Source organism: Bacillus sp. NH11B (assembly GCF_001884205.1).
Classification (GTDB): domain Bacteria; phylum Bacillota; class Bacilli; order Bacillales; family Bacillaceae_G; genus Bacillus_A; species Bacillus_A proteolyticus.
On sequence record NZ_MAOG01000094.1, the window covers coordinates 94,068 to 116,490 of the forward strand.

Consider the following 22,423-nt stretch of genomic DNA (forward strand, 5'->3'; position numbering starts at 1 on the left):
CGTTTGACAGATTATCGGCTTTTTACAAGTAATTGAACAGCTTCTTTAATTAACTCTTCATTTGAACCATTGCCACTTTCAAACTGCTCACGTAAACATTGCTCTAAATTTGTTCCAACAACGAGTCCAATTGTACGATCAAGTGCAGAACGGGATGCAGTTAACTGTGTAATAACATCTCGGCAATCTTTTCCCTCTTCCATCATGCGAAGCACACCACGAACTTGACCTTCAATACGTTTTAATCTATTTTTCATATCTTGATTATATTCCATTCTATAATCACCTCATTACCATTATGTCACTATTTATATCTTATGACAATATATTATACCCTATAGGGTATCTTGTAAACCCCTTATTTTAATTTTTTAACTACATATGAAAAAAGGCATAAAGTGAGACTTCTATCCTTATTTTTTGTAGGCTATACAAAGCTGAATTTTACGAGCAGCAATCTCCCACCAACTTTTAAAGTGGAAGATTCACTGCCCATAAACTTCAATATACAATACGGTCTGGTAATACTGTCCCGTATAATTTAAAGCCACCATCTACATTCTTTACCTTATATCCTTTTTCCATTAACATACGTGCTGCAACATATCCCCTCATACCAAGTTGACAAGTAATATATATTTCTTTATCTAATGGTACTTCATCCAAGCGATCACGTAATTCATCTAATGGAATATTAATAGAACCTTTAATCATTCCTTGCTTTAATTCATTAGGCTCTCGAACATCCATAAGATATCCACCATTTTCAACAATACGATCTATTTCATGCCATTGTACCGTGTCCACAAAACCATCTGCTATATTGCTTGCCGCATACCCTACCATGTTTACTGGATCTTTTGCGGAAGAATAGGGCGGGGCATATGATAATTCTAAATCCGGTAAATCAATTACAGTTAAATTCGCCTTCATTGCCGTTGCAATAACATCGATACGCTTATCTACCCCGTCACGTCCTAAAGCCTGTGCTCCATAAATTTTTCCACTCTCTTTATTAAAAATTAATTTTATTAGCACTGGCGTAGCATTCGGATAGTATCCAGCATGCGAATTCGCTTGTACATGTACTACCTCATAGGGTATATTTAATCGTTTTAATATTTTCTCATTTACTCCAGTCGAAGCAACTGTTAGATCAAAAACTTTAGCTATAGAAGTTCCCATCGTACCTTTATATAAAGAATCCGTATGACCATGAATAATATCTGCTAACATGCGACCTTGACGATTAGCCGGCCACGCTAAAGGAATCATTGTTTCTGTTTCTGTAACAAAATCTTTTACTTCAATCGCATCACCAATTGCATATATATGTTGGTCCGATGTTTGAAATTTCTCATTTACTTTTATCGTTCCTCTAACTCCTAGTGCTAATCCTGCAGCCTTCGCTAAACTACTCTCTGGTTGTACACCAATTGCTAAAATAATCATATCTGTCTGTATGTTTGAACCACTTTTTAAACGTACAACAGTCCCGTCCGCTTCCAATGCATCTACACCATCTTCAAAAACAAGCTCAACATTGTGATTCTTCATATGCTCGTGTACATATGCAGCCATTTCATAATCAATCGGTGGCATCACTTGATTGGCCATCTCTACAAGAGTAACATCAAGTCCTCGTTCTCTTAAATTTTCAACCATTTCCACTCCAATAAATCCACCACCAATAACCGTCGCATGACGTGGTTTCTTCTCATCAATATATGCTTTAATACGATCTGTATCAGGTACATTTCGTAACGTAAACATCGCCTTCGCTTCTTCAATACCTGGAATAGGTGGAACAATTGGTTTTGCCCCTGGTGAAAGAATTAACACATCATAGTTCTCGTTATATGTTTCATTTGTAGTTACATTCTTTATAGTAATTGTTTTCTCTTCTTTATTAATCTTTACCACTTCACTTAATACACGTATATCTAAATTAAAACGCTTTGACATCTTTTCAACGGTTTGTACTAATAATTTTTGTCTTTCTGTAATTACACCGCCAATATAGTATGGTAATCCACAATTTGCAAATGAAATATATTCACCGCGCTCAACCATAATAATTTCATCCTCTTCACTTAAACGACGAAGCCTTGCAGCTACTGATGCTCCACCAGCAACTCCACCTACTACAACAATTTTTCTAGCCATATTTTAAACCTCCATGTTGTTTATTATTTAATTTACTCATCTATCACACAAAAACCTATACCTGTATGGGTATGTGATAAATTATAAAAAATTTAATTTCAATCAATATGGCTTTCTTTCACAAATTCGAAACAAATAAAAAAGAACCTAGATATCTCCAAGTTCCTTTCTGTATGATTAAATCAATGCCTAAAGGTAGCATAGTATGAGTTCATACTTATTTTTGACGGCTGAATTTCATTTACGAATGAAGTAACCTATCGTTCCATTGTCATACTTCCTATAATCTCTTTGTAAAACTATAATCCATGTCGCCACCTAACGCTGCAGCTGTATCACCAGTTTCTCTAAAATCATGTTTATAAATTTGTTCAAATAAACCGAAATCTACTTGCTTATAAAATTCGAAACAAGGGAATCCATCATGTTCTCCTTGAATATCGATACTACCATCCTTTTTAACACATACATTTAATAAATAATCCACAGGAGGTGCATATACATTTAATGGGTTACTAGCGCTTGCACTCATTTTGAATTGCACACCGTCAGAATTCCATACAATATGAGTACACACAATATTTTCTGTACTCGCTTTTCCTGTTCTTTTATGCACAGAACCATCTGGATTTGTAACCTTCTCTGTCGTAATACCCGTTTGCGCATATGAAAACACTTCTTCTTTATGAAAATCCACTACTATCTCTTGCTCAACTCTAGAGCGCATAGCGTTTACCGCATACGGTGTAAATTCACGTGAATCACCTTCGAATTGGATTACTTTTCCTGTTTCCATATCCTTCTTAGCTTCAGTCCAAGACATTGGAATAAATACACTGGCTCTAATTTTAACGATATTAGTCATAAGAAACACCTCTATAATTTTATTTTAGATACTGCATAATAATTGAATAAAACAGACCACAATGTTGCTCCCATAATCAATAGCTTTCTCTTTTACGTTTGCTACTTCCTTCTGAAAAATAGCGCTATATTTATATCTAGATTGTCGTTTTAAAACTATATTCCATTTCTCCAGCTAGTGCTGCTGGGGTATCATCCGTTTCTCTGAAATCATGTGTATATATTAATTCAAATGAACCAAAGTCTATTTGTTTATAAAATTCATAGCAAGGGAAACCGTCATGTAAACCTTCAACATGCACAGTACCACTTTCATTAACTCGTATAGTCAAAAAATAATCAGCTGCCGGTGCTGCCGCATTTAACGGATTACTTGCACTTGCTCTCATTTCAAATGAAACTTCATCCTCACTCCATACAATATTTGTACATGCAATGTTTTCTGTACTTGTTTCTCCTTTTTGATACTCAATTGAGCCATCTGGATTTGTAATTTTCACAGTGACAATACAAGCATCTGCATATGTGAAAATTTCTCTTTTATAAAAATCAATATTCACTTCTTGTTCTAATCTTGAACGCTTTGTATTCACAGCGTATGGTGTAAACTCACGTGCATCTCCAGCATATTCAAATACTCTTCCTGTTGCAGGATCCTTAATAGGTTTCAGCGATGTATATGGTGCAAATACACTCCCTCTAATTTTAACGATATTAACCATGTGAAACCTCCATTGCTTCTATTTAGATAAATCATTATTTGCTCTATCACTAACATATAGTCAACTTGATTGACCATTTCCTGTATAGTACAATAGATTTCACTTATAGTCAATTTAATTGACTATAAGTAAGGAGGTTATATACATGGATCATCAAACATTTAACGAATTAGATCTCACTTCACTTTTATCGCTATCCTTCAGCACATTAATTACTGAACTACATGACAAATTAAGTGAATTGGGATTTGAAAATATTAGGCCAGCGCATGGTTTTATGTTCAAACGCATCCTTCCTAATGGAGCAACAGGTATAGAACTAGCTGAATATTTAGGGGTTTCCAAACAAGCTGTAAGTAAAATGGTGGATTCTCTTGAAAACAGTGGTTATGTCGCGCGCCAAAAGCACCCTACTGATAAAAGAGGTAAAATCATTGTACTAACCGAACGTGGTTTATCAGTAATGAAAGCAAAAGAAGAAATAGTAGCTGAAATAGAACAGCGATGGATTGAAAATATAGGTGTAGATCGAATGCAAATGCTTAAAGAAGATTTAACAACATTTGTTAATGAAGAAAATACAGGCAAATTGGCATCAAGCATACGACCTGTTTGGTAAACAAACTCTATATAAAAAACGAATCCATTTTGATTAGTCTTCTTCAAAATGGATTCGTTTTTCTACAGTTTTATTAAAATCGTTAATCCCTTTAAATTTTATAATAAATATATGAGATATCCATATATTATGCATTATATAACTCCATAACTCTCTGCATAATCAACTCTGCCGTATTCTCCTTTGGCGGCATTAACAGCCTCGTTACCGGCCCATTCACAACAGGGTTTAACTCCACTTCATATCCACCATATGCATACTCGTCTTTCGTCGGTAAATATCCAATATATCCGTTCATATATCCACCAAAGAAAACCAGTTCATTTTGAAGACTCTCTTTCACTTCTAACGCCGTTTCCGAAAAAGGTTCCATCGGTATGCCAGAGAACATCCCATCATTAATTTGAAACAGTTGAACTTCTAAATCAACACTTAACTGCCGAATACCTTGCTTATATTTCTCTAAAACGATAGTAAGCCATTCATCCGTATTCACGCCCCACTGCTTCTCAGCTAATTGAGCCATGCTTCGTATCTCATCAATTTCAGGAATATCCTTCAACTTCATTTGCATCGTACTCGAAATTGTTCTTAAATTTACAATCGGGCTATAAGTAACTGTTGGCAACATCGTTAATACATGTCCACTAAGCATGTAGGCCATTTGTTTTAACGCTTCCCTTGAACCACGATACTTCGCGTTCACGTTTCCAGCTGCACTTTGAACAATAATAACAGGACAGTTTACTATTTTCTCGAGAATCTCTCTCGTCATCCCTGGATAATCCGCTGATAATACATCACTATCACCTTTTAAAACATTCGGATGCGCAGTACAAAATACTACAATCCCAAATAGCTCCTTCGTTTCAGCATTTCTTATTGCTAACATACCAATTCGTTTATCTACAACACCCTCTATATTCGTTCCCATCTTCGCTTTTCCATCAGATGTTCTCTCTCTTCGGTTTACTCCAATATCACCTGTCGTAACACCCCATCCAACTTCACATAGCTTCAAATTTTTATTTGCAGTAACAGCACCGTGCACTACATTATTTACTAAAATCGTTTTATACGACTGTACTAGCGGATCATCACCGACCGTTTCTGGACCGGAATGCGTATGAGTATAAACAACCGTTATTCGCTCAAATGGCAGATGAAGCCTACTTGCTACCCGTTCACGAATCATCGTCGTATCTTCTACTAACATCCCGATATTATCAATACTTATAAACACCGTTTTTATTTCATCTTTTTCAAATACAAAGATCGTACCGTAAATACGCTCCTCAATATTACTAATTCCTGTATCTCTATGGTATCCGATAAAATCAATACCTACAGGTGGCGTAATATCTACCTTATATACCCCTACTTTGCTCATTTGAATTGCTCCATTTCTATATATAACTCCCTTTCTTCAAGAATAGCATATTTAATAAAAAAGAACGGACATAGCAATCTATGTCCGTTCTTTTTCTCACACATACTTCCGATATACTCACAACGATTTACTAAAAACTCTCATAATAATACAGTGAGGTTCTCTTCAATTATCCCTTGTAAATCTTGAATTACTCTTCTTTCACTGGATAAATTGACAGAATATACCCTTATTTTTTGTTTTTGTTGAATTCCCGTAGATTCTTCTAAATACCACGATTCCAAAACTTCACTTGATGGCTTAGCAATAGCTGATTGATGTGGATACAACAAGATTACCGTTGAAACCTCCTCATACCTAGTTAAATACGCATACATTTGAAATAGATCTTCTCTTTTTACTCCATGACGGTTTCTAGAACCATTAATAAATTTCCATTTTGTATCAATAATCAGCTTTTCACTGTCATTCTGCAAAACAACAATATCAGGTTTTAATGGATATACCTCTCTATCATTAAACTCATTAATCATAAGTTTATATTTCTTATGCTGACCCATCATTTTATGTTCAATACATGTATCTAATAAATTAGCAATATACTTCTCAAACAATTCATCCATTCTAAATAAAATCGAAAAACTTTTTTCTTTTCCGGAACGTGATAATGAAAACATATTTTCTAATATCATTCTCGCTAAAATAAAACTTGGTTCAAACCTTCTATTTACCCTATTAAAGTAAACTGTACTAAAATCCATTTTTGTGATTCTTGAAAATACCAGCTCATCAAAATAAACAGAGCATCTTTTCAATTTCCTTAAAGTGTCTAATTGCTTAATATTACTCATTAATTTTTCAATTGCACTTTTCAAAATATAATTTAATTGGTTTTCAGCAGAAAATTCTTCGTATTGACAATGTACTCGATTAATACGAGCTGCTTGATTTTGTATTTGTTTTTGAAAAAGAATATTCCCTTTTACTACAGGTAAGTTCTCCTCTAGTTGAACATACTGCATATAAAGCCCCTTCATTAATTCTTTTTCCAATTTTAATGCAAAAAGCGCTCCAAACATCTCTAATAAATTATGCTTATACATTTGATTCATACTCATATTATTAACATTAATCTTTAGACTTCCTGTCCTATACAACATTTGTAATAACATTTTTCTTGATTCTTCAATTTCTTTATCAGAGCTGTTTATCTGCGTTTTAGGTAGGATTTCAATAGATACCGTTGCTAGTTGAATAAAACCAACATAATTAATAAATGTTACGCTATTTCTTCCCCATTTAATACACTTCTTATCAAGCTTACTACTTCCAATATACTTTTCTAAGTCTCTAGCTTCTTTTTCAGTTAAACATTGTGAACAATTTTCCTTAATCAAAACTTTTCCTGCAACTTCATATGTTGTGATATGTTTCATATCCTATCCCTCATATATATTTAAAAAAGCTTGTTCATTCGGATTTTCCACCAATTGATATTTCTTTATAGTTTGATCGTAATCTAATTCAGTTTTAAAAATTCCTTGAGCAGTTTTTTCTTCTTTTGTTAAGAAATATGAATTATCCCCCAGTTTTCCAGCTCCACCTAAAACAAGTTCAACCTTCTCCCAATCTTCATAAAAATATTCTTGTAACAATGGGATTACTTTAAACTTCATAATTTCAACTAGCTCTTCAAAAGTTAAATTTTCTTTTATAAAATAGGCATGTCCGATTGTATGGTTACGATCAATTAAAAACTCAATGCGCTCATTTAATACTTTTAGCATTTTCTGTACTTCTATATTCCCTATTTTTTCTGGTAACAAATTCGGTTGCGGCATTAGTTCCTCAAAATGAAATCTTCGGCGTAATGCTGTATCCATCATCGAAATAGATCGGTCAGCGGTATTCATTGTTCCAATAATATAAAGATTACTAGGAATACCAAATGATTTTTTCGAATAAGGTAAAGTTACCTTTATTTCATTTGTAGCATCAATTCTTTTGTCATCTTCAATTAAAGTAATAAGCTCCCCAAATATTTTCGAGATATTTCCTCGGTTAATTTCATCTATAATAAGTACATAATTATCCGTTTCTTCATTAACTGGTTTTGTTTTTGTAAGCAAACGTTTTATTTGCTGCATATTTAAATCCATTTTTCCAAATTGATATATTGTTTGCTGCGATAATACTTTATCTTTTAAAATTTGGTCGACACCTATTGTTTCGCCATAATATAACCACTCTACTTCTCGAAAGTGTTTATATCTAATCTCTGAATCTTCAACATAATTATACTCACCAATTACCTTCGCAATGGCTCTAATTTTATGGTTACCTTCAGAAATGAAAATAATATCGTCCTTCTTCATCCAATTTTTAAACCGATTAATTGCATCAACATTAAATACTCCATCATCCTCAGCACTACATGAATAAAATTTCTCATGCACAGTTTGACGATCTAAGCATTCCTTATAATCAATATTGCCGCCCCAACCTAATGCAACACAATTATTATCAATACAATAGTTATAGATATCTTCTCCGTCTTCCTCTTGAATACCACCTAAAGACATTTTATAAAACTCAATCTCATTCTCATCAAAATCGTATACAGAAACAGCCTTTGTTTCTCTTAATATTGCTGTTTCACATATTCTTTTAAAAATACCATCCTGTAATATAAAATTTCCTTCCTCATCACTTCTTAGACCTTCCACAAAGTCTTCATAGGCAAAGGATTGATGAAATGTACAAAACGCAATACGATTTTGTTCGCTTAATTTTTTATACGCTTCCATTACAGCTGTACGGTCTCCCATTATTTGTTTGTATTGTTGTGGCATAATGATTTCAAGCGCCTTCTCCGCAACTGTATATGTTTTTCCTGTTCCTGGTGGTCCATATAGAATCGTATTTTTTTGTTGCATTATCTTCTCCCTCTCTTCGGTTACATTCTTATTCCCTACATGCGACTCAATTTCCCCATTTAAACTTCTATAATTCTGATTTAACAATGACTTGAGCACACTATCATTATCTTTTTGCCAAGGCTTTCCGTTAGGACGATCCTCTTTAAAATGAATCATCTCTAAATCTTCCAATTCAACATTTTCTTCATGTTGTAACAAAAGTTCCATTCCTTTTTTCTTTGCAAACTCCAACCTCTTATATACAACTACTGATGCAAGCTCTTCATGATTTGCTAAAACTTTAACTATATACTCTGCCTCACTGATCTTACCTGTAAGGATGTAATACTCAACCTCTTTCCCTACCATATATTTTCTTTGATAAACTTGCAGTTCAAACTCCCCCACGCATCTTATCCCCCTTGAATACAAAACAAAATTTAAAAAACTAACAACATTATCACATATACGTTTAACAATTTCATTAAATTACCAAATCAATAAAAAAGCCGCTGATTCCAGCGGCTTCCTCTCACACATACTTCCGATGCACCATCTTCCCATCATAAGAAAACACAACGCCCTTACTCTCCACAATGGACTCCATATGCACCGTTCTTCCCCATAACTGATGAAGATACGGTAATACCTTTTCTAAGTATTTTAAATCGAGCTCAATTCCTTCGTAACTATGTTTAATGTACAATTCTCCGTTCTTTAAGTAGTCTCCATCTTCTACTACTAAGTACGGGAAACCTCCATTTGTACGCATATTTACAAGTTGATCACGTACATGTTCCCATTCTTTATCAATTACTTTATATTCTTTTCCTTGGCGCTGGAATAAGTACATATCTTCTCTCATGACGAGTTCTTTATTTAAGTAGTTTCTTAAGAACGATACGTCCCATTCAATTTCGCGTACTTCAAAGATTTTCTCACGACCAGATCCTGGTTTTACGCCTCGTCGTTTCATTTCTTCTGTCGGGTTGTTGTAGCGTTCTTCAATATCCTCGAACATTTTAATACCGAGGTAGTATGGATTAATACTTGTTTTTGATGGCTGTACGACACCTGCATTAAGCTTTGCGAATTCGATCGCTTCAGAAGATGTTAAGTCCATTTCACGAAGTATACGTTGATGCCAGTAGGAAGCCCAGCCTTCATTCATGATTTTAGTTTCAAGCTGTGGCCAGAAGTATAGCATTTCTTCACGCATCATCGTTAATATGTCGCGCTGCCAATCTTCAAGCTCACGGCTATATTCTTCAATAAAGAGGAGCAAATCTTTCTCCGGCTGCGGTGGAATTTTCTTCTTTTTGCGTATATTGGATCGTTCCCTCGTTTTATTTCGATCATCTAAATTCCATAAATCATCGTATTGTGATGCCCTTTTCTTGTCTACTTCTTCCTCCTCTAAATCATCAATACTCCATGCGAGTTTCGGGCGCATAAGTGACGGATCAATGTGCTCTTGAATAGCGAGCACCGCATCTAAAAATGTTTCAACCTCTGCTTTTCCGTACTTATGCTCATATGCTTTCACACGGTCCGCTGTTGCCGCCATGCTCTCTACCATATCTCGCTTCGTATTTGAAAAACGAATATTATTCTTAAAGAAGTCACAGTGTGCTAAAACGTGCGCCACGATTAGTTTATTTTGAATTAAAGAGTTCGTATCTAATAAAAAGGCGTAACATGGATCAGAGTTAATAACGAGTTCGTAAATTTTACTTAGTCCCAAATCATATTGTAATTTCATTCTGAAAAATTGCTTTCCAAAACTCCAATGTGAAAATCTCGTCGGCATCCCATATGCACCAAATGTATAAATAATTTCCGCTGGACATATTTCGTAACGCATTGGATAAAAATCAAGCCCAAATCCAGTCGCAATTTCCGTAATTTCCGCAATCGCATATTGCAGTGCTTTATCATCACTTGCTCTCATTATTTTCCCTCCTTACACTTTCCCTTAAGAAAGTGTATGATGAGGAACAAGCTTTCATGAGGATTGATTGCATAATAAAAAGACATCCTCGCAAAAACGAGAATGTCTCATCTATTAACCTTCAATAATCTCCATCTTCTCCGTAATCGGTGTACGCGCTTTTCCGTCTGGTGCTTTATCGAAATAACCAATATGAAGAATTCCAACGATACGTTGGCCTCTTGTTAAACCGATTCCTTCTATAAATAATGGATTGTAGTTTAATCCACCTGATTTCCAAACACAGCCTAAACCGCGTTCCCAAGCAAGCAGTTGGAAGTTTTGCATAAATGCGCATGTTGCAGCGTAATCTTCATCACGTTGAATTTGACGCGGATCTTCATTCATATATACAACGATTTGCGCAGGTGTGCTTAAGAAACGATCTGATAAAATTTTGCCGCGTTTCGCTCTTTCTTCTTCTGAGAAAGAGTTTAATACTGCGTCTACTAATTGCTTACGCCCTTCTCCAATGTATAGTTTACAATTCCATGGTTCACGGTTTTTATGATTCGGTGCCCATGTTGCGTCGTTTAATAGTTCAATTAATAGCTCTTTTTCTACTGCTTTATCTGTAAATGTACGAACAGAGCGTCTTTCTTTAATCACATTTGCGATGGAAGTATATGTAGTCATATTTTTCTCTCCCTTATTTTTCATCTATATGTATAAGTTCTTTATTGATATTGATTTTCAATTTCGATTATAACCTAGTTTTTCACTATTAATCAATGTTTTATGTTGGAAAACATCTAAAAACTTCTTTTTCTACTGTGAATAAAAAAACTTAGCTTGTTCACAAGTTTTTCACATTTTATGGAAATGATATGTGTAAAGTTTTCCACATTATCCATCTAGGAGGAGTTTACATGTACAAAAAAATCGCAGTAAGTATGACTATGGCAGCATTATTATGCGGGGCAACAGTCTTCCCCGCTTTCGCTGCCACGCCAAAAGAAGTAACAATGCACCATCATAAGCCTATTTCAGAAGAAGAAATGCAGTCGCTCGAAAAACTCGGCTATAACAAACATGAAATTTGGAAAGCTGCTCATATTGCAAGAATAAGCAAAAAAGAAATTAAGGACGTTTTAGCTTACTATAAGCAAAATAAATCTTGGGAGAAAACAGCCGAGCATTTCGGTGTAGATCCAAGTAAGTTGAAAAAACATCATATGAATAAAGAAACGAAAAAAGCATTGCTACAAGAGCTAGCAAACATGCACAAATCTACACCTGATCAGCTAAAACAAAAAATGAAAGAGTATAACATCGGCTTACGTCATCTCGCGGTGTTAACAATCATCGCTCAAAAAAGTAATACCCCTCTCGATGATGTACTAAAAATGAAAAAAGATGGCATGGATATTAAACAAATTGCAGAAAAATTAAATGTAAAAAAAGAAGATATACGAGCAGAAATGATTAAATTAGTGAAGTCTATTAAAGAAAAGAAAACAAATTAACATGCCAAAAAGGAAGAGATATCCAATACTCTTCCTTTTCTTTATCCCGCTATTTGTGGGTAGTAAAACTCCCACCTCAAAATTCAGCTGGAGCAAAGCAGTTAGGGAGAAGCCCCGCTGCCCGTAAACGCCCGATTGGTGAGGGCTAATAATCAGTGGGGATGAACATCCCCCACTGACTAAAGTTTCAATTTTCAAGTATAAATTCCCGTCTTTCCCAAAAACTAACACAAGTAAATGATGTATGTAAGGGGGGAGAAAATGTTCCGTTTATCATCTAAAAAGAAGAAAAAAGCACTCTGTTCTATTCCAGAGTTTATCCACACTATGAAAGAATCCAGTGATTTCGTGTCTTATAACGTAGTAGACGATGGAACATTGTGTTTGTTTTATTATAAATCTACAGCCGAATCACTCCTCATTAATCGATTCATTTTAACACCTATAAAAAAAGAATTAGATCACATTGAAAATATAAGTGATATAGCAAATATCATCACACTCGAAGAGATTATCACCAATCCTTCTATTGATGATATTCGTGAAAAATTATTAGGTGGATATGTACTCATACAGCTAAAGAATGATTCTCAAGCAGCAGAATATGCACTTATTCGTGCTGAAAGTTCGGTTTTAGGTACACGGTTATATAACGATACAGAGAATGAATATAGTGTCATCGGTCCAAAAGTCGGGTTCGTTGAGAATATCGATACAAATATACACTTACTTCGCCGAAATATCGTAACGGAGCAATTAGTTTTCAAAGAAGTTGTCGTTGGCTCTATATCAAAAACAAAAGTCGTAGTTGCTTACATCGAAGGCATTACAAATGAACAGCACGTCAATACTGCAATGCAGCGCCTACAAGACATTGACTTTGATGTTCCTTTCGATGCGACTATGATTGAACAGTTTATTAGCGATAACAGTAACTCTCCCTTTCCTGTTTTACTACCTACAGAGCGTTTAGATCGCTCCGTTTATGCATTACTTAATGGAGGGATTGTCATTTTAACAGATGGTTCACCATATGCATTAGCTGGCCCAGCGACATTACTCGATTTTTTCGTCTCACCAGAAGATTATTATTTACCATGGATAGCAGGCTCATTTCTTAGAATGGTTCGTTTTTTCGGAGCAGCATTCTCTCTATTCTCTTCAGCTATTTATACAGCTGTATTAACGTATCACTATCAAATGATTCCAGCTGATTTACTTGGCCCTATTATTTATTCTAGAGCTAACGTACCGTTCCCACCTATGTTAGAAGCACTTTTTTTAGAAATTACAATTGAATTACTGCGCGAAGCTGGAGCACGCTTACCGACCAAAGTCGGCCAAACGATTGGTATTGTTGGCGGGATTGTAATTGGACAAGCCTCTGTTGAGGCTGCTTTAACGAGCACTATTTTATTAATTGCGGTTGCGTTATCTGCACTTGCGTCTTTTACAACACCAACAGTAAAAATGTCTTCCACTATCCGGATATTACGATTTCCTCTCATCATTTTAGCTGGAGCATTTGGTGGTCTAGGTCTCATTGTCGGATTCGTATTCATATTAGCTCATTTAATTCGCTTAAAATCACTTGGATCACCTTATTTATTACCTTTATACCCATTTCGAGGTTTAGGAACTGCGGAGGGGCTCCTTCGCTTGCCATTTAGTCAAACTGCTGGACGTGCCTCTTTTCTAAGACCGAAAAAGAAATGGCGCTATGATCCAAACAAAGCGAAAGAAAAACGTGATGGTGAGGAAAAATGAAAAATATTTTATTATGCTTTGCTATTATCGTTTTAATTTTCCAATCCGGATGTACACAACCGAATATAGTAGACACACAGCGAATTATTCATGTAGGTGGATTCGATATAACGAAAGATAAAAAATTTCGCGGGACGATTTTATATCCCGATTACACAAAAGGTGTTCAATCAAAACCAGAAACTCAGTCAACTACTGCCGGCACTATTGAAACAATTTCTTCACTTCTAAATGCCAAATCACCACACACTATCGCCGTAGGACAAATGCGTGTTGCCCTATTCGGAAAATCATTTGGTGAACAAGGTATTGGTGACATTATTAACAACCTACAACGTGATCCAAATGTTGGTCGAGACGTACAACTAGCACTTGTAGATGGTTCAACCGAACATCTGCTCAAACATATTAAATCAAATGGATCACTATATTTATCTGATTTACTGGAGCAAAATATAGTAACTGAAACGATTCCACGGACCGCTTTAAATATTTTTTTATATAACTATTTTTCATCGGGATGCGATCCATTTCTTCCTTATATTAAAGTGGATGAAGACAAGTCTGCCTCCATTAAGGGACTCGCTTTTTTAAAAAAGGATAAAGTGGTTATGTATACAGATAAAAAAGGATCTTTTTTATTCAAATTACTCATTAATCCAACTAAAAATGGACGTTACGAAGTTCCGATACGTCGAGGTAACCATAAAGGGTTAATTACCACTCAAAATTTATCTGGAAAAAGCGTTTGTTACCTGATTGATGCAGGTGACATCCCGAAAATCCATATTCAACTCAAATTAAATGGACTCATAAAAAACGCTCCAGATTGGCTCGATTTAACGAAGTCAGAGAATATAAAATATGTAAAAAAACATATAGAAAAAACAATTGAAAAAGATTTAAACGAATTAATAACACAATTCCAAGAAAAAGAAGTGGATCCAATAGGTATACGAGAAGAAATTCGTAGTCACTCACGAAAATGGACGATAAAACAAATTCAAGAAATGTACCCTAGTGTGGATGTTGCTGTTCATGTTCAAATCAATGTCGTGCAATCTGGTATCGGCGAATAGTGAGGTGTTACAATGACTGAACAAAATAAAACAATGACTGTTTCCCCTTATTTCACATTTCTTTTATTACACTCTCTTCAAATTGGAGTAGGCGTATTAGGATACCAACGAATTATTGCAAAATATGCCGGCTATGATTCTTGGATTTCTCTTATTGTTGCGGGTATTATAACTCATATCGTACTGTTTTGTATGTTAAAAATGTTAGATAAAGATAATGATTTAATGGCCATTCATACAACATGTTTCGGAAAATGGCTTGGAACTTTTTTGTCTATGTGCTTTGCTGCATATCTTCTCTTATTTTGCCTAACTGTGCTTCGTACATATATTGAAGTCATTCAAGTATGGGTCTTTCCTACAATTAAGCCATGGAAATTAACGTTCTTATTTTTACTCGTGACGTATTACGTAATAAAAGGTGGATTCCGCTCTGTAACAGGAATGTGTTTTTGGGGCGTCGTAATACCGATTTTCGTACTACTTTTCTTAGTGTTCCCTATGAAATATGCACATGTCCGTAACATTTTACCGATTCTTACCCATTCACCTGTAGACATTCTATATTCAGCAAAATCATCTGCATTAGAATTTCTTGGATTTGAAGCAATTCTTATCTTTTATCCACTCATTAAAAAAGGAAAATCACTACATAAATGGGCACACGGTGGTATTGCTTTTACAACTATTTTATACGTAATACTAGCAATCGTGTCCCTTATGTACTATAGCCAAGGACAACTCCATCATACAATTTGGCCAACATTAACGATGCTAAAAATCATTAAAGTTCCTTTTATCCAAAGATTTGAGTACATTATTATTTTTCTCTGGTTTCTTATTATTTTACCTAATCTTTGTTTAACCATTTGGTCTTCTTGTCGCATTAGTAAAACTTCCTTTCACATACCGTTTAAAATTACATTGCCACTTTTTATCGCAGCTATATTTATTTCATCCTTATTTTTCACAAACCGTGAAAGCATCAATACATTAAATACAGTACTCTCTCAAGTTGGATTATATATTGTATACGCTTATATCCCAATCTTATTTCTATTCCATTCACTACGATGGCGCTTCAAAAATAAGTCGAAAGAATCTTCACCCAACGCACCATGATATTTGATACAATTTGATTAATACATGTGTAAAGGGGACAAGCGTATGAAGAAATATGTATTTTCTTTACTTGCAGTACTGAGTTTAATTCTTGCTGGATGCGGAGCTACTAGTACAAATGAAAAAAAATCATCTGAATCAAAAGAAGAACATGATCATGCCACGCACACGCAGCAAGCTGACATTCAAGAAAAAACAAAAGGATTCGACACACTCCCTACCTTCCTAGACAAGCTTGATCCGCAAATGAAAGATATCTACACTGTCGCTGGACAAAATGCAGAGCTATTAGATTGGATTCCATGTTACTGCGGTTGCGGTGAGAGTGTAGGACATAAAAATAATAAAAACTGCTTTATTCGTGAAATTAAGAAGAATGGCGAAGTTGTTTGGGATTCTCACGCAACGACTTGTGTCAACTGCCTAGAAATCGCGGTTGAATCGGCTTCCATGAAACAAAAAGGAAAATCAACGCTCGAAATTCGTAACTATATCGACAATAAATACAAAGAAGGCTATGGCACGCCAACACCTACGCCAATGCCAAAAGCATAAAAACGAGGAAATCCCTCGTTTTTCTCTTTTCATGCACTTTTTTTCTTAACAAATTCTTTCAAGTGTATTTCTCCTCGCTTATCACACACTATATATAACTCCTCAGTAAGGAGGGTACACAGTGCAAACATATAACGACTATGATAAAGCTCTCTATTACACGTATTGCTGTAATTGGGATAAATTACTCATTCTCATGGTTCAAACGAACGATCAATTATTTTCTAAGCGTATTGAGCATTTCTTACATGCTTATCAATACAGTAAAGAACTACCAGAAGTTGATAAACAATTGCAGCTCCTATTTCAATATATTGACCACGCATCCCAAAAGTCACATGTAGAAGAAGTAGAGCAAATTCAAATGTAATATATAGCGCTATTCTCTTCAAGAGAGTAGCGCTTTTTAAAATGTTTATATCAATAAAAGTTTCCTCTTATAAAACTTTTATTGATAAACATATTTTTTCTTTCTTTTCCCTACCACTTCATACTATAATTTAGTATGTAACTATTATAAGAGAGGTATAAAATATGGGACGAGAAAAAAAGCAAGAGTATGCTTTATTTGCTGCATGGGGAGCTTCTTTTATTGCTACACTTGGTAGCCTATACTTTTCCGAAATCATGAAATTTGAGCCTTGTGTACTTTGTTGGTATCAACGTATCTTTATGTATCCATTCGTTTTATGGCTCGGCATTGCTGTAGTAAAAAAAGATTATCGCATTGCAAGTTATTCCTTACCAATTGCAAGTATTGGTGCTTGTATTTCTTTATATCACTATGCAATTCAAAAAGTCGCAGCATTTTCAGCTGCTGGAGCAGCTTGCGGACGCGTACCTTGTACGGGAGAATACATAAACTGGTTTGGCTTTGTGACAATCCCGTTTTTAGCACTTATCGGCTTTATCACAATCGCTGTTTGTAGCTTCATCGTAATCAAAAACAAATAAGGAGATGAAAGAATGAAAAAAATGCTTATATTTGGTGGTATTATTATCGCCTTGTTCGCAGCAATTTTCGCTGTAACACAAATGGAAGAAAAAAACGCTACTAGCCAGAAAATTGATAATGCTACTGATAGTAAGACAAATGGCCCTGACTACTATACAAATAAAATCTCTCTTTCAGATCTCCAAAAGAATTTAAAAGAGAAAAAAGAAGAAACAGTATACTTTTATCAAACATCTTGCGTTCATTGTCAAAAGCTATCTCCTATCGTAGTACCAATGGCTAAAGACTTGAACGTTGATATGAAAGTTATGGACATTGAAAAACTAGATGCTCCTTGGGATGAATATAAAATTAAAGGAACTCCAACAATCATTCACTTTAAAGATGGCAAAGAAGTAAGCCGTATTAGCGGGGAACAATCGAAAGACAAGTTAAAAGAATGGCTTAAGCAAACGAAAAAATAACGAGAAAAGGAAACTCCTTCTATACATGAAATGGACGTAAAATCCCACACTAATGTATAAGGAGGGGGTTTTATGCCAGAAGTAAAATGCTCTGTTTCCAATTGCTCATTTTGGGGACAAGGTAACTTTTGTCAAGCAAGTGCAATCGTTGTTCAACCGGATGCACAAGAGGCTGGTCAGAATACAAATGATTCGTATACAAGCGCAGCTTTAACAAACGAGACGTTAGAAAGTTCTGTAACAACGAGTGTAGAAACTTGTTGTCATACATTTAAACCGAAATATTAAACGTAAAAGCATACGATTAGTCGTATGCTTTTTTACATTCCCCTCCAAAAATCATGCATCATAAAAAAGTACAAAATAACGAGAAGGACCGTCCCGCATAAAGTAATGCGTCGATATACACTCTTCTCCCCTTCCCTTGCTTTAACAAATGCCCAAATAAATCCGGCGAACAATATTAAATCAATATATGGAACATAAAAGGAGAAGACGAGTAACGCATATAAATACACGATAAATAAACAAGTCGTGATTAAGAAAATTTTAAATGCAAATTCACTTTTCATAATGTGACCGCCCCCCAATCTGTACTGTATTATATTCAGCAAAACATAATAGTTGCTGTTTCAATTTTTTTATCCCGCTATTTACATGGATCCCAATTAGTATAAGTTTATAATCAGCAAAGAATAGCAATTTCCCCATTAAGTTTCACTTCATCACAAATAAGCTACCGCCTATACACGGTAGCTATTACGGAACATCATATTTTCTTTTATATATATTACTTAAAATCGAATAAGGTAATTGCTCATAACGAATTTTTTCTCCCGTTTCATCAACAATATACAAATTACTTCCTATATAATATATCCCATCTTTTCGTTTGGAGTACACTACATATTTTTCATTTGGCAATACCGTTTTTACTTTCGTCAATTGTCCATTTGGTTCTTGCCAATATATATTTACACGGTCTACTAGCGTAAGTGTTCCAATTTGTTCTTCTTCTACTTTACGACCATTCCAACTCACAACACGATAACCAAGCTTATACGCCTCATATTCAGGACTCGTATAAAAACGAGAAATAATTACTTTCGTCTGTAATTGTACCCGTTCATATAACCATTGTATGTCCCGGTCATGCATGCGAATACAACCATTCGACTCCCTGCTCCCAATCGTCCATTCCCGATTTGTTCCATGAATCGCATATTCCTTTTTATCCAGACCTAACCACCTCGTACCGAGAGGATTATTCGGCGCACCCCCTGGTATTTTTTTTCGATGGTATTCTTTATTTTTATACTTAGTTATAATACAAAAATTACCTTCAGGCGTCGGGGTGCTATCTCTTCCTGTCGTTATCGGAAATGTTCTCGTATAGTTTCCCTCTTCAAAAAAAGACAGCTGATTCGTTTTAAGGTTAACTAATATTAAATGATCTGTATTAGCAAAAACGCTAGCTGGTAGGCAGAAAAATAGGATTATGATTAACCATACTTTCTTCATCTAAATCCTCCCTAGCACTAACATCATAATAAAGTGAAACTTTACTCAGTTGGGGGGGTCTGTTCATCCCCCAACTGAGTATCAGCCCGCACCAATCGGGCGTTTACGGGCAGCAGGGCTCCCATCTAACTTCTTTGCTCCAGCCAAATTTTGAGGTGGAGTCTTACTGCCCACGAATAACGGGATAAATGCAATTAGCTTTACTTTGCTCTTATAAATGAAAACTATCCATTTACAATAACGCCCCCATTTACATGTATCATCTGCCCTGTTACATATGCCGAATCATTAGACGCCAAATATACATACGCAGGCGCTAATTCATACGGCTGACCAGGCCTTTGCATAGGAACATTGCTCCCGAACTGTGATACTTTTTTCTCATCAAAACTTGATGGAATAAGCGGTGTCCAAATTGGACCTGGTGCAACACCATTTACACGAATTCCTTTTTGTACAAGGGACTGAGATAGCGACCTTGTAAATGCGACAATTGCTCCTTTCGTTGCAGAATAATCAATCAATGTTTCATTTCCTTCATACGCAACGATAGATGCTGTATTTATAATTACATCCCCCTGCTTTAAATGGGATAGCGCTGCTTTTGCAACATGAAAATAAGAGAAAATATTAATACGGAATGTCGTTTCTAGCTGTTCCGCTGTAATATACTCTAGTCCTTGTTGCGGATATTGCTGTGCGACGTTATTCACAAGAACATTTAAACTGCCCAGCTGCCGGACGGTCTCTTCCACAATATCTTTACAATGTTGTTCACTACTCAAATCCCCCGGCAGTAATACACATTTCACACCTTCTTTTTCAACAAGTTTTTTCGTCTCATTTGCATCCTCATCCTCATCTAAATAAGCAATCGCAATATTTGCTCTCTCTTTTGCAAAGGCGATGGACACAGCTCGTCCAATCCCGCTATCTCCCCCCGTAATTAACACATTCTTTCCTTTTAACTTTTCACTTCCTTTATAATTTGGATCTTCAAACTTTGGAAGAGGATTCATTAACGATTCAATACCAGGCTGTTTATTTTGATGTTGCGCAGGCATTGTTAAAAAGTTTTTTTGCTGCGGCATAACTTTCTTCAACTCCTTTTCCCTTATAATGTGCACAATGATAAAAACTACTTACACATTAAAAAACCGCAATTCACACTCATTGATAAGGTTAATATTCGAATTTAAGACATAAAATATGAATTGTTCTAAAGTTTTTATGCAAAACTATTGCAAAATAGATAAAAAACGAATATTATATATAACTGTTGTGAAAATTATTCGTAAAAAGAAAGGATGTTTATATGTTTAACCTTTCAAAACATAAAACTTCTATTAAAACTGAAATTATGGCAGGTATTATTACCTTTTTAACAATGGCATATATCATTGTCGTAAACCCTGTCATCCTTGGGGATGCAGGCGTTCCATTTGAACAAGCATTTACAGCTACTATTATCGCCGCTGTTGTCGGAACATTATTTATGGCAATCTTTACAAACTTACCAATCGCAATTGCACCAGGTATGGGATTAAATGCTTACTTCTCTTACTCTGTTGTAAAAGCTCATGAAGGCATGACTTTCGCAATTGCATTCTCTGCTGTATTCGTAGCAGGTATGATTTTAATTTTGTTATCATTCACATCTTTCCGTACGAAATTAATGGAAGTAATTCCTGAAAACTTAAAACATGCACTTACTGCTGGTATTGGTCTTTTTATTGCTTTTATCGGTTTGCGCTTAACAGGAATTGTTACAAAAAATGATGCCAACTTAGTTGGGCTTGGCGATCTTCACTCTGCCCCAGTTCTACTAGCATTAGCTGGCCTTGGAATTACAATTATCCTTATGTCTTTAAATATAAACGGGGCACTGTTTATCGGAATGTTACTAACTGGTATTATCGCTTATTTCACAGGGCAATTAACGTTCTCAAATGGCGTTACATCAATGCCTGGATTACCAGAAGGAATTATTGTTTCAAATCCAATTACTGCTGTATCTGATGTAATTAACTACGGATTATACGGCGTTGTGTTCTCATTCTTCCTCGTTACACTATTTGATACAACAGGAACATTACTTGGTGTAGCACAACAAGGCGGATTTATGAAAGACGGAAAGCTTCCAAAAGCAGGACGAGCTCTTCTATCTGACTCATTCTCAGCAACAATTGGAGCTATGTTCGGAACAACACCATCAACAGCTTACATTGAATCATCTGCTGGTGTTGCAGCTGGTGGCCGTACTGGTTTAACAACTGTTACAGTAGCTGTTCTGTTTGCATTAGCAGCATTCTTCGGGCCGTTAGTGAGCGCTGTTTCTGGCGTTTCAGCTATTACAGCACCATCATTAATTATCGTTGGTAGTCTTATGATGGGTTCAGTTCGCCACATCGATTGGGATACGTTCGATGAAGCATTCCCAGCATTTTTAGTAATCTTAAGCATGCCACTTACATCAAGTATTTCAACAGGTATTGCACTTGGATTTATTTCATACCCACTTATGAAAATGGCAAAAGGACAATTCCGTGCTGTTCACCCACTTGTGTATTTATTCGGAATCTTGTTCGCTTATCAATTAGTTTTCTTACCACATTAAAATCCCTCTTCCTGAGGGATTTTTTTTATAAATACTGTTTGACAACACCATTTATTTGTGAAATAATTCGAAATAGTTAAATATTCGATGTCTTATCAAGAGCAGGTGGAGGGATGAGCCCTACGAAGCCCGGCAACCGACCCATTTATGGGCACGGTGCTAATTCTTACAACACATTGTGTTGAAAGATAAGAGTAATATGATAAGA

23 protein-coding genes and 1 riboswitch are annotated in these 22,423 nt (G+C 35.4%); of the genes, 11 read left to right on the top strand and 12 right to left on the bottom strand.

Translation table 11 applies throughout. The features are described 5' to 3' along the window. Positions 1-11 precede the first annotated feature (11 nt). From BAU27_RS14060 to BAU27_RS14075, 4 genes are all read right to left on the bottom strand, one after another. Positions 12-275 carry a metal-sensitive transcriptional regulator gene (locus BAU27_RS14060; protein WP_002063885.1) on the bottom strand — a complete coding sequence of 88 codons (264 nt, stop codon included), beginning with the start codon at positions 273-275 and terminating at the stop codon, positions 12-14. Between the two features lie 226 nt (positions 276-501). Next, positions 502-2,166 carry a CoA-disulfide reductase gene (gene cdr, locus BAU27_RS14065; RefSeq protein WP_071771176.1) on the bottom strand — a complete coding sequence of 555 codons (1,665 nt, stop codon included), beginning with the start codon at positions 2,164-2,166 and terminating at the stop codon, positions 502-504. Positions 2,167-2,446: 280 nt separating this feature from the next. Continuing rightward, complete coding sequence (locus BAU27_RS14070; RefSeq protein ID WP_071771177.1) at positions 2,447-3,031, bottom strand: DUF3238 domain-containing protein; 585 nt, start codon at positions 3,029-3,031, stop codon at positions 2,447-2,449. A 136-nt stretch (positions 3,032-3,167) separates the two neighbouring features. Continuing rightward, positions 3,168-3,752, bottom strand: coding sequence for a DUF3238 domain-containing protein (locus BAU27_RS14075; protein ID WP_071771178.1), 585 nt, complete (start codon positions 3,750-3,752; stop codon positions 3,168-3,170). Positions 3,753-3,897: 145 nt separating this feature from the next. Here BAU27_RS14075 and BAU27_RS14080 point away from each other — a divergent pair, with 145 nt between their 5' ends. Next, complete coding sequence (locus tag BAU27_RS14080; RefSeq protein ID WP_071771179.1) at positions 3,898-4,371, top strand: MarR family winged helix-turn-helix transcriptional regulator; 474 nt, start codon at positions 3,898-3,900, stop codon at positions 4,369-4,371. 127 nt (positions 4,372-4,498) lie between these two features. Here the strand turns inward: BAU27_RS14080 and BAU27_RS14085 are convergent, their stop codons facing one another. The 5 genes from BAU27_RS14085 to BAU27_RS14105 form a co-directional block, all read right to left on the bottom strand. After that, positions 4,499-5,761 carry a neutral/alkaline non-lysosomal ceramidase N-terminal domain-containing protein gene (locus BAU27_RS14085; RefSeq protein WP_071771180.1) on the bottom strand — a complete coding sequence of 421 codons (1,263 nt, stop codon included), beginning with the start codon at positions 5,759-5,761 and terminating at the stop codon, positions 4,499-4,501. 140 nt (positions 5,762-5,901) lie between these two features. Then, complete coding sequence (locus tag BAU27_RS14090) at positions 5,902-7,197, bottom strand: McrC family protein (RefSeq protein WP_071771181.1); 1,296 nt, start codon at positions 7,195-7,197, stop codon at positions 5,902-5,904. A gap of 3 nt (positions 7,198-7,200) precedes the next feature. After that, positions 7,201-9,087 (bottom strand): McrB family protein, encoded by a 1,887-nt coding sequence (locus tag BAU27_RS14095; RefSeq protein WP_071771182.1) that lies wholly within the window; start codon positions 9,085-9,087, stop codon positions 7,201-7,203. A gap of 124 nt (positions 9,088-9,211) precedes the next feature. Then, on the bottom strand, positions 9,212-10,630 hold the full coding sequence (gene spoVR / locus BAU27_RS14100; RefSeq protein WP_071771183.1) for a stage V sporulation protein SpoVR: 1,419 nt from the start codon (positions 10,628-10,630) through the stop codon (positions 9,212-9,214). A gap of 114 nt (positions 10,631-10,744) precedes the next feature. Then, positions 10,745-11,305 (bottom strand): nitroreductase family protein, encoded by a 561-nt coding sequence (locus tag BAU27_RS14105; protein ID WP_071771184.1) that lies wholly within the window; start codon positions 11,303-11,305, stop codon positions 10,745-10,747. Between the two features lie 233 nt (positions 11,306-11,538). On the opposite strand from BAU27_RS14105, the gene BAU27_RS14110 reads away from it, so the two are divergent. The 9 genes from BAU27_RS14110 (at position 11,539) to BAU27_RS14150 (ending at position 18,365) form a co-directional block, all read left to right on the top strand. Next, positions 11,539-12,135 carry a hypothetical protein gene (locus BAU27_RS14110; protein WP_071771185.1) on the top strand — a complete coding sequence of 199 codons (597 nt, stop codon included), beginning with the start codon at positions 11,539-11,541 and terminating at the stop codon, positions 12,133-12,135. A gap of 261 nt (positions 12,136-12,396) precedes the next feature. Beyond that, a complete protein-coding gene (locus BAU27_RS14115; RefSeq protein WP_071771186.1) occupies positions 12,397-13,902 on the top strand; it encodes a spore germination protein in 1,506 nt (501 codons plus the stop codon). Further along, positions 13,899-14,981 (top strand): spore germination protein GerYC, encoded by a 1,083-nt coding sequence (gerYC, locus tag BAU27_RS14120; RefSeq protein ID WP_071747790.1) that lies wholly within the window; start codon positions 13,899-13,901, stop codon positions 14,979-14,981. The genes BAU27_RS14115 and gerYC overlap by 4 nt, the downstream gene beginning before the upstream one ends. Before the next feature lie 12 nt (positions 14,982-14,993). Further along, positions 14,994-16,103: a GerAB/ArcD/ProY family transporter gene (locus BAU27_RS14125; protein WP_071771187.1), complete on the top strand. Its 1,110-nt coding sequence runs from the start codon at positions 14,994-14,996 to the stop codon at positions 16,101-16,103. 45 nt (positions 16,104-16,148) lie between these two features. After that, a complete protein-coding gene (locus BAU27_RS14130; protein ID WP_071771188.1) occupies positions 16,149-16,658 on the top strand; it encodes a PCYCGC domain-containing protein in 510 nt (169 codons plus the stop codon). 121 nt (positions 16,659-16,779) lie between these two features. Beyond that, positions 16,780-17,028: a YhdB family protein gene (locus tag BAU27_RS14135; RefSeq protein ID WP_071771189.1), complete on the top strand. Its 249-nt coding sequence runs from the start codon at positions 16,780-16,782 to the stop codon at positions 17,026-17,028. A 164-nt stretch (positions 17,029-17,192) separates the two neighbouring features. After that, entirely contained in the window at positions 17,193-17,612 is a 420-nt protein-coding gene (locus BAU27_RS14140; protein ID WP_071747787.1) for a disulfide formation protein C, read from the top strand. A gap of 12 nt (positions 17,613-17,624) precedes the next feature. After that, a complete protein-coding gene (locus tag BAU27_RS14145; protein WP_071771190.1) occupies positions 17,625-18,077 on the top strand; it encodes a thioredoxin family protein in 453 nt (150 codons plus the stop codon). A gap of 72 nt (positions 18,078-18,149) precedes the next feature. Next, positions 18,150-18,365 (top strand): DUF1540 domain-containing protein, encoded by a 216-nt coding sequence (locus tag BAU27_RS14150; protein ID WP_071747785.1) that lies wholly within the window; start codon positions 18,150-18,152, stop codon positions 18,363-18,365. Between the two features lie 32 nt (positions 18,366-18,397). Here BAU27_RS14150 and BAU27_RS14155 read toward each other — a convergent pair whose 3' ends face one another. The 3 genes from BAU27_RS14155 to BAU27_RS14165 form a co-directional block, all read right to left on the bottom strand. Then, positions 18,398-18,649 (bottom strand): hypothetical protein, encoded by a 252-nt coding sequence (locus tag BAU27_RS14155; RefSeq protein ID WP_071771191.1) that lies wholly within the window; start codon positions 18,647-18,649, stop codon positions 18,398-18,400. Positions 18,650-18,836: 187 nt separating this feature from the next. Further along, positions 18,837-19,598 carry a L,D-transpeptidase gene (locus BAU27_RS14160; protein ID WP_071771192.1) on the bottom strand — a complete coding sequence of 254 codons (762 nt, stop codon included), beginning with the start codon at positions 19,596-19,598 and terminating at the stop codon, positions 18,837-18,839. A 224-nt stretch (positions 19,599-19,822) separates the two neighbouring features. Then, a complete protein-coding gene (locus BAU27_RS14165) occupies positions 19,823-20,689 on the bottom strand; it encodes an SDR family oxidoreductase (protein ID WP_071771193.1) in 867 nt (288 codons plus the stop codon). A 224-nt stretch (positions 20,690-20,913) separates the two neighbouring features. Here BAU27_RS14165 and BAU27_RS14170 point away from each other — a divergent pair, with 224 nt between their 5' ends. After that, positions 20,914-22,215 carry an NCS2 family permease gene (locus BAU27_RS14170; protein WP_071747782.1) on the top strand — a complete coding sequence of 434 codons (1,302 nt, stop codon included), beginning with the start codon at positions 20,914-20,916 and terminating at the stop codon, positions 22,213-22,215. A gap of 89 nt (positions 22,216-22,304) precedes the next feature. Beyond that, positions 22,305-22,410, top strand: a riboswitch (SAM riboswitch). Positions 22,411-22,423: the final 13 nt, after the last annotated feature.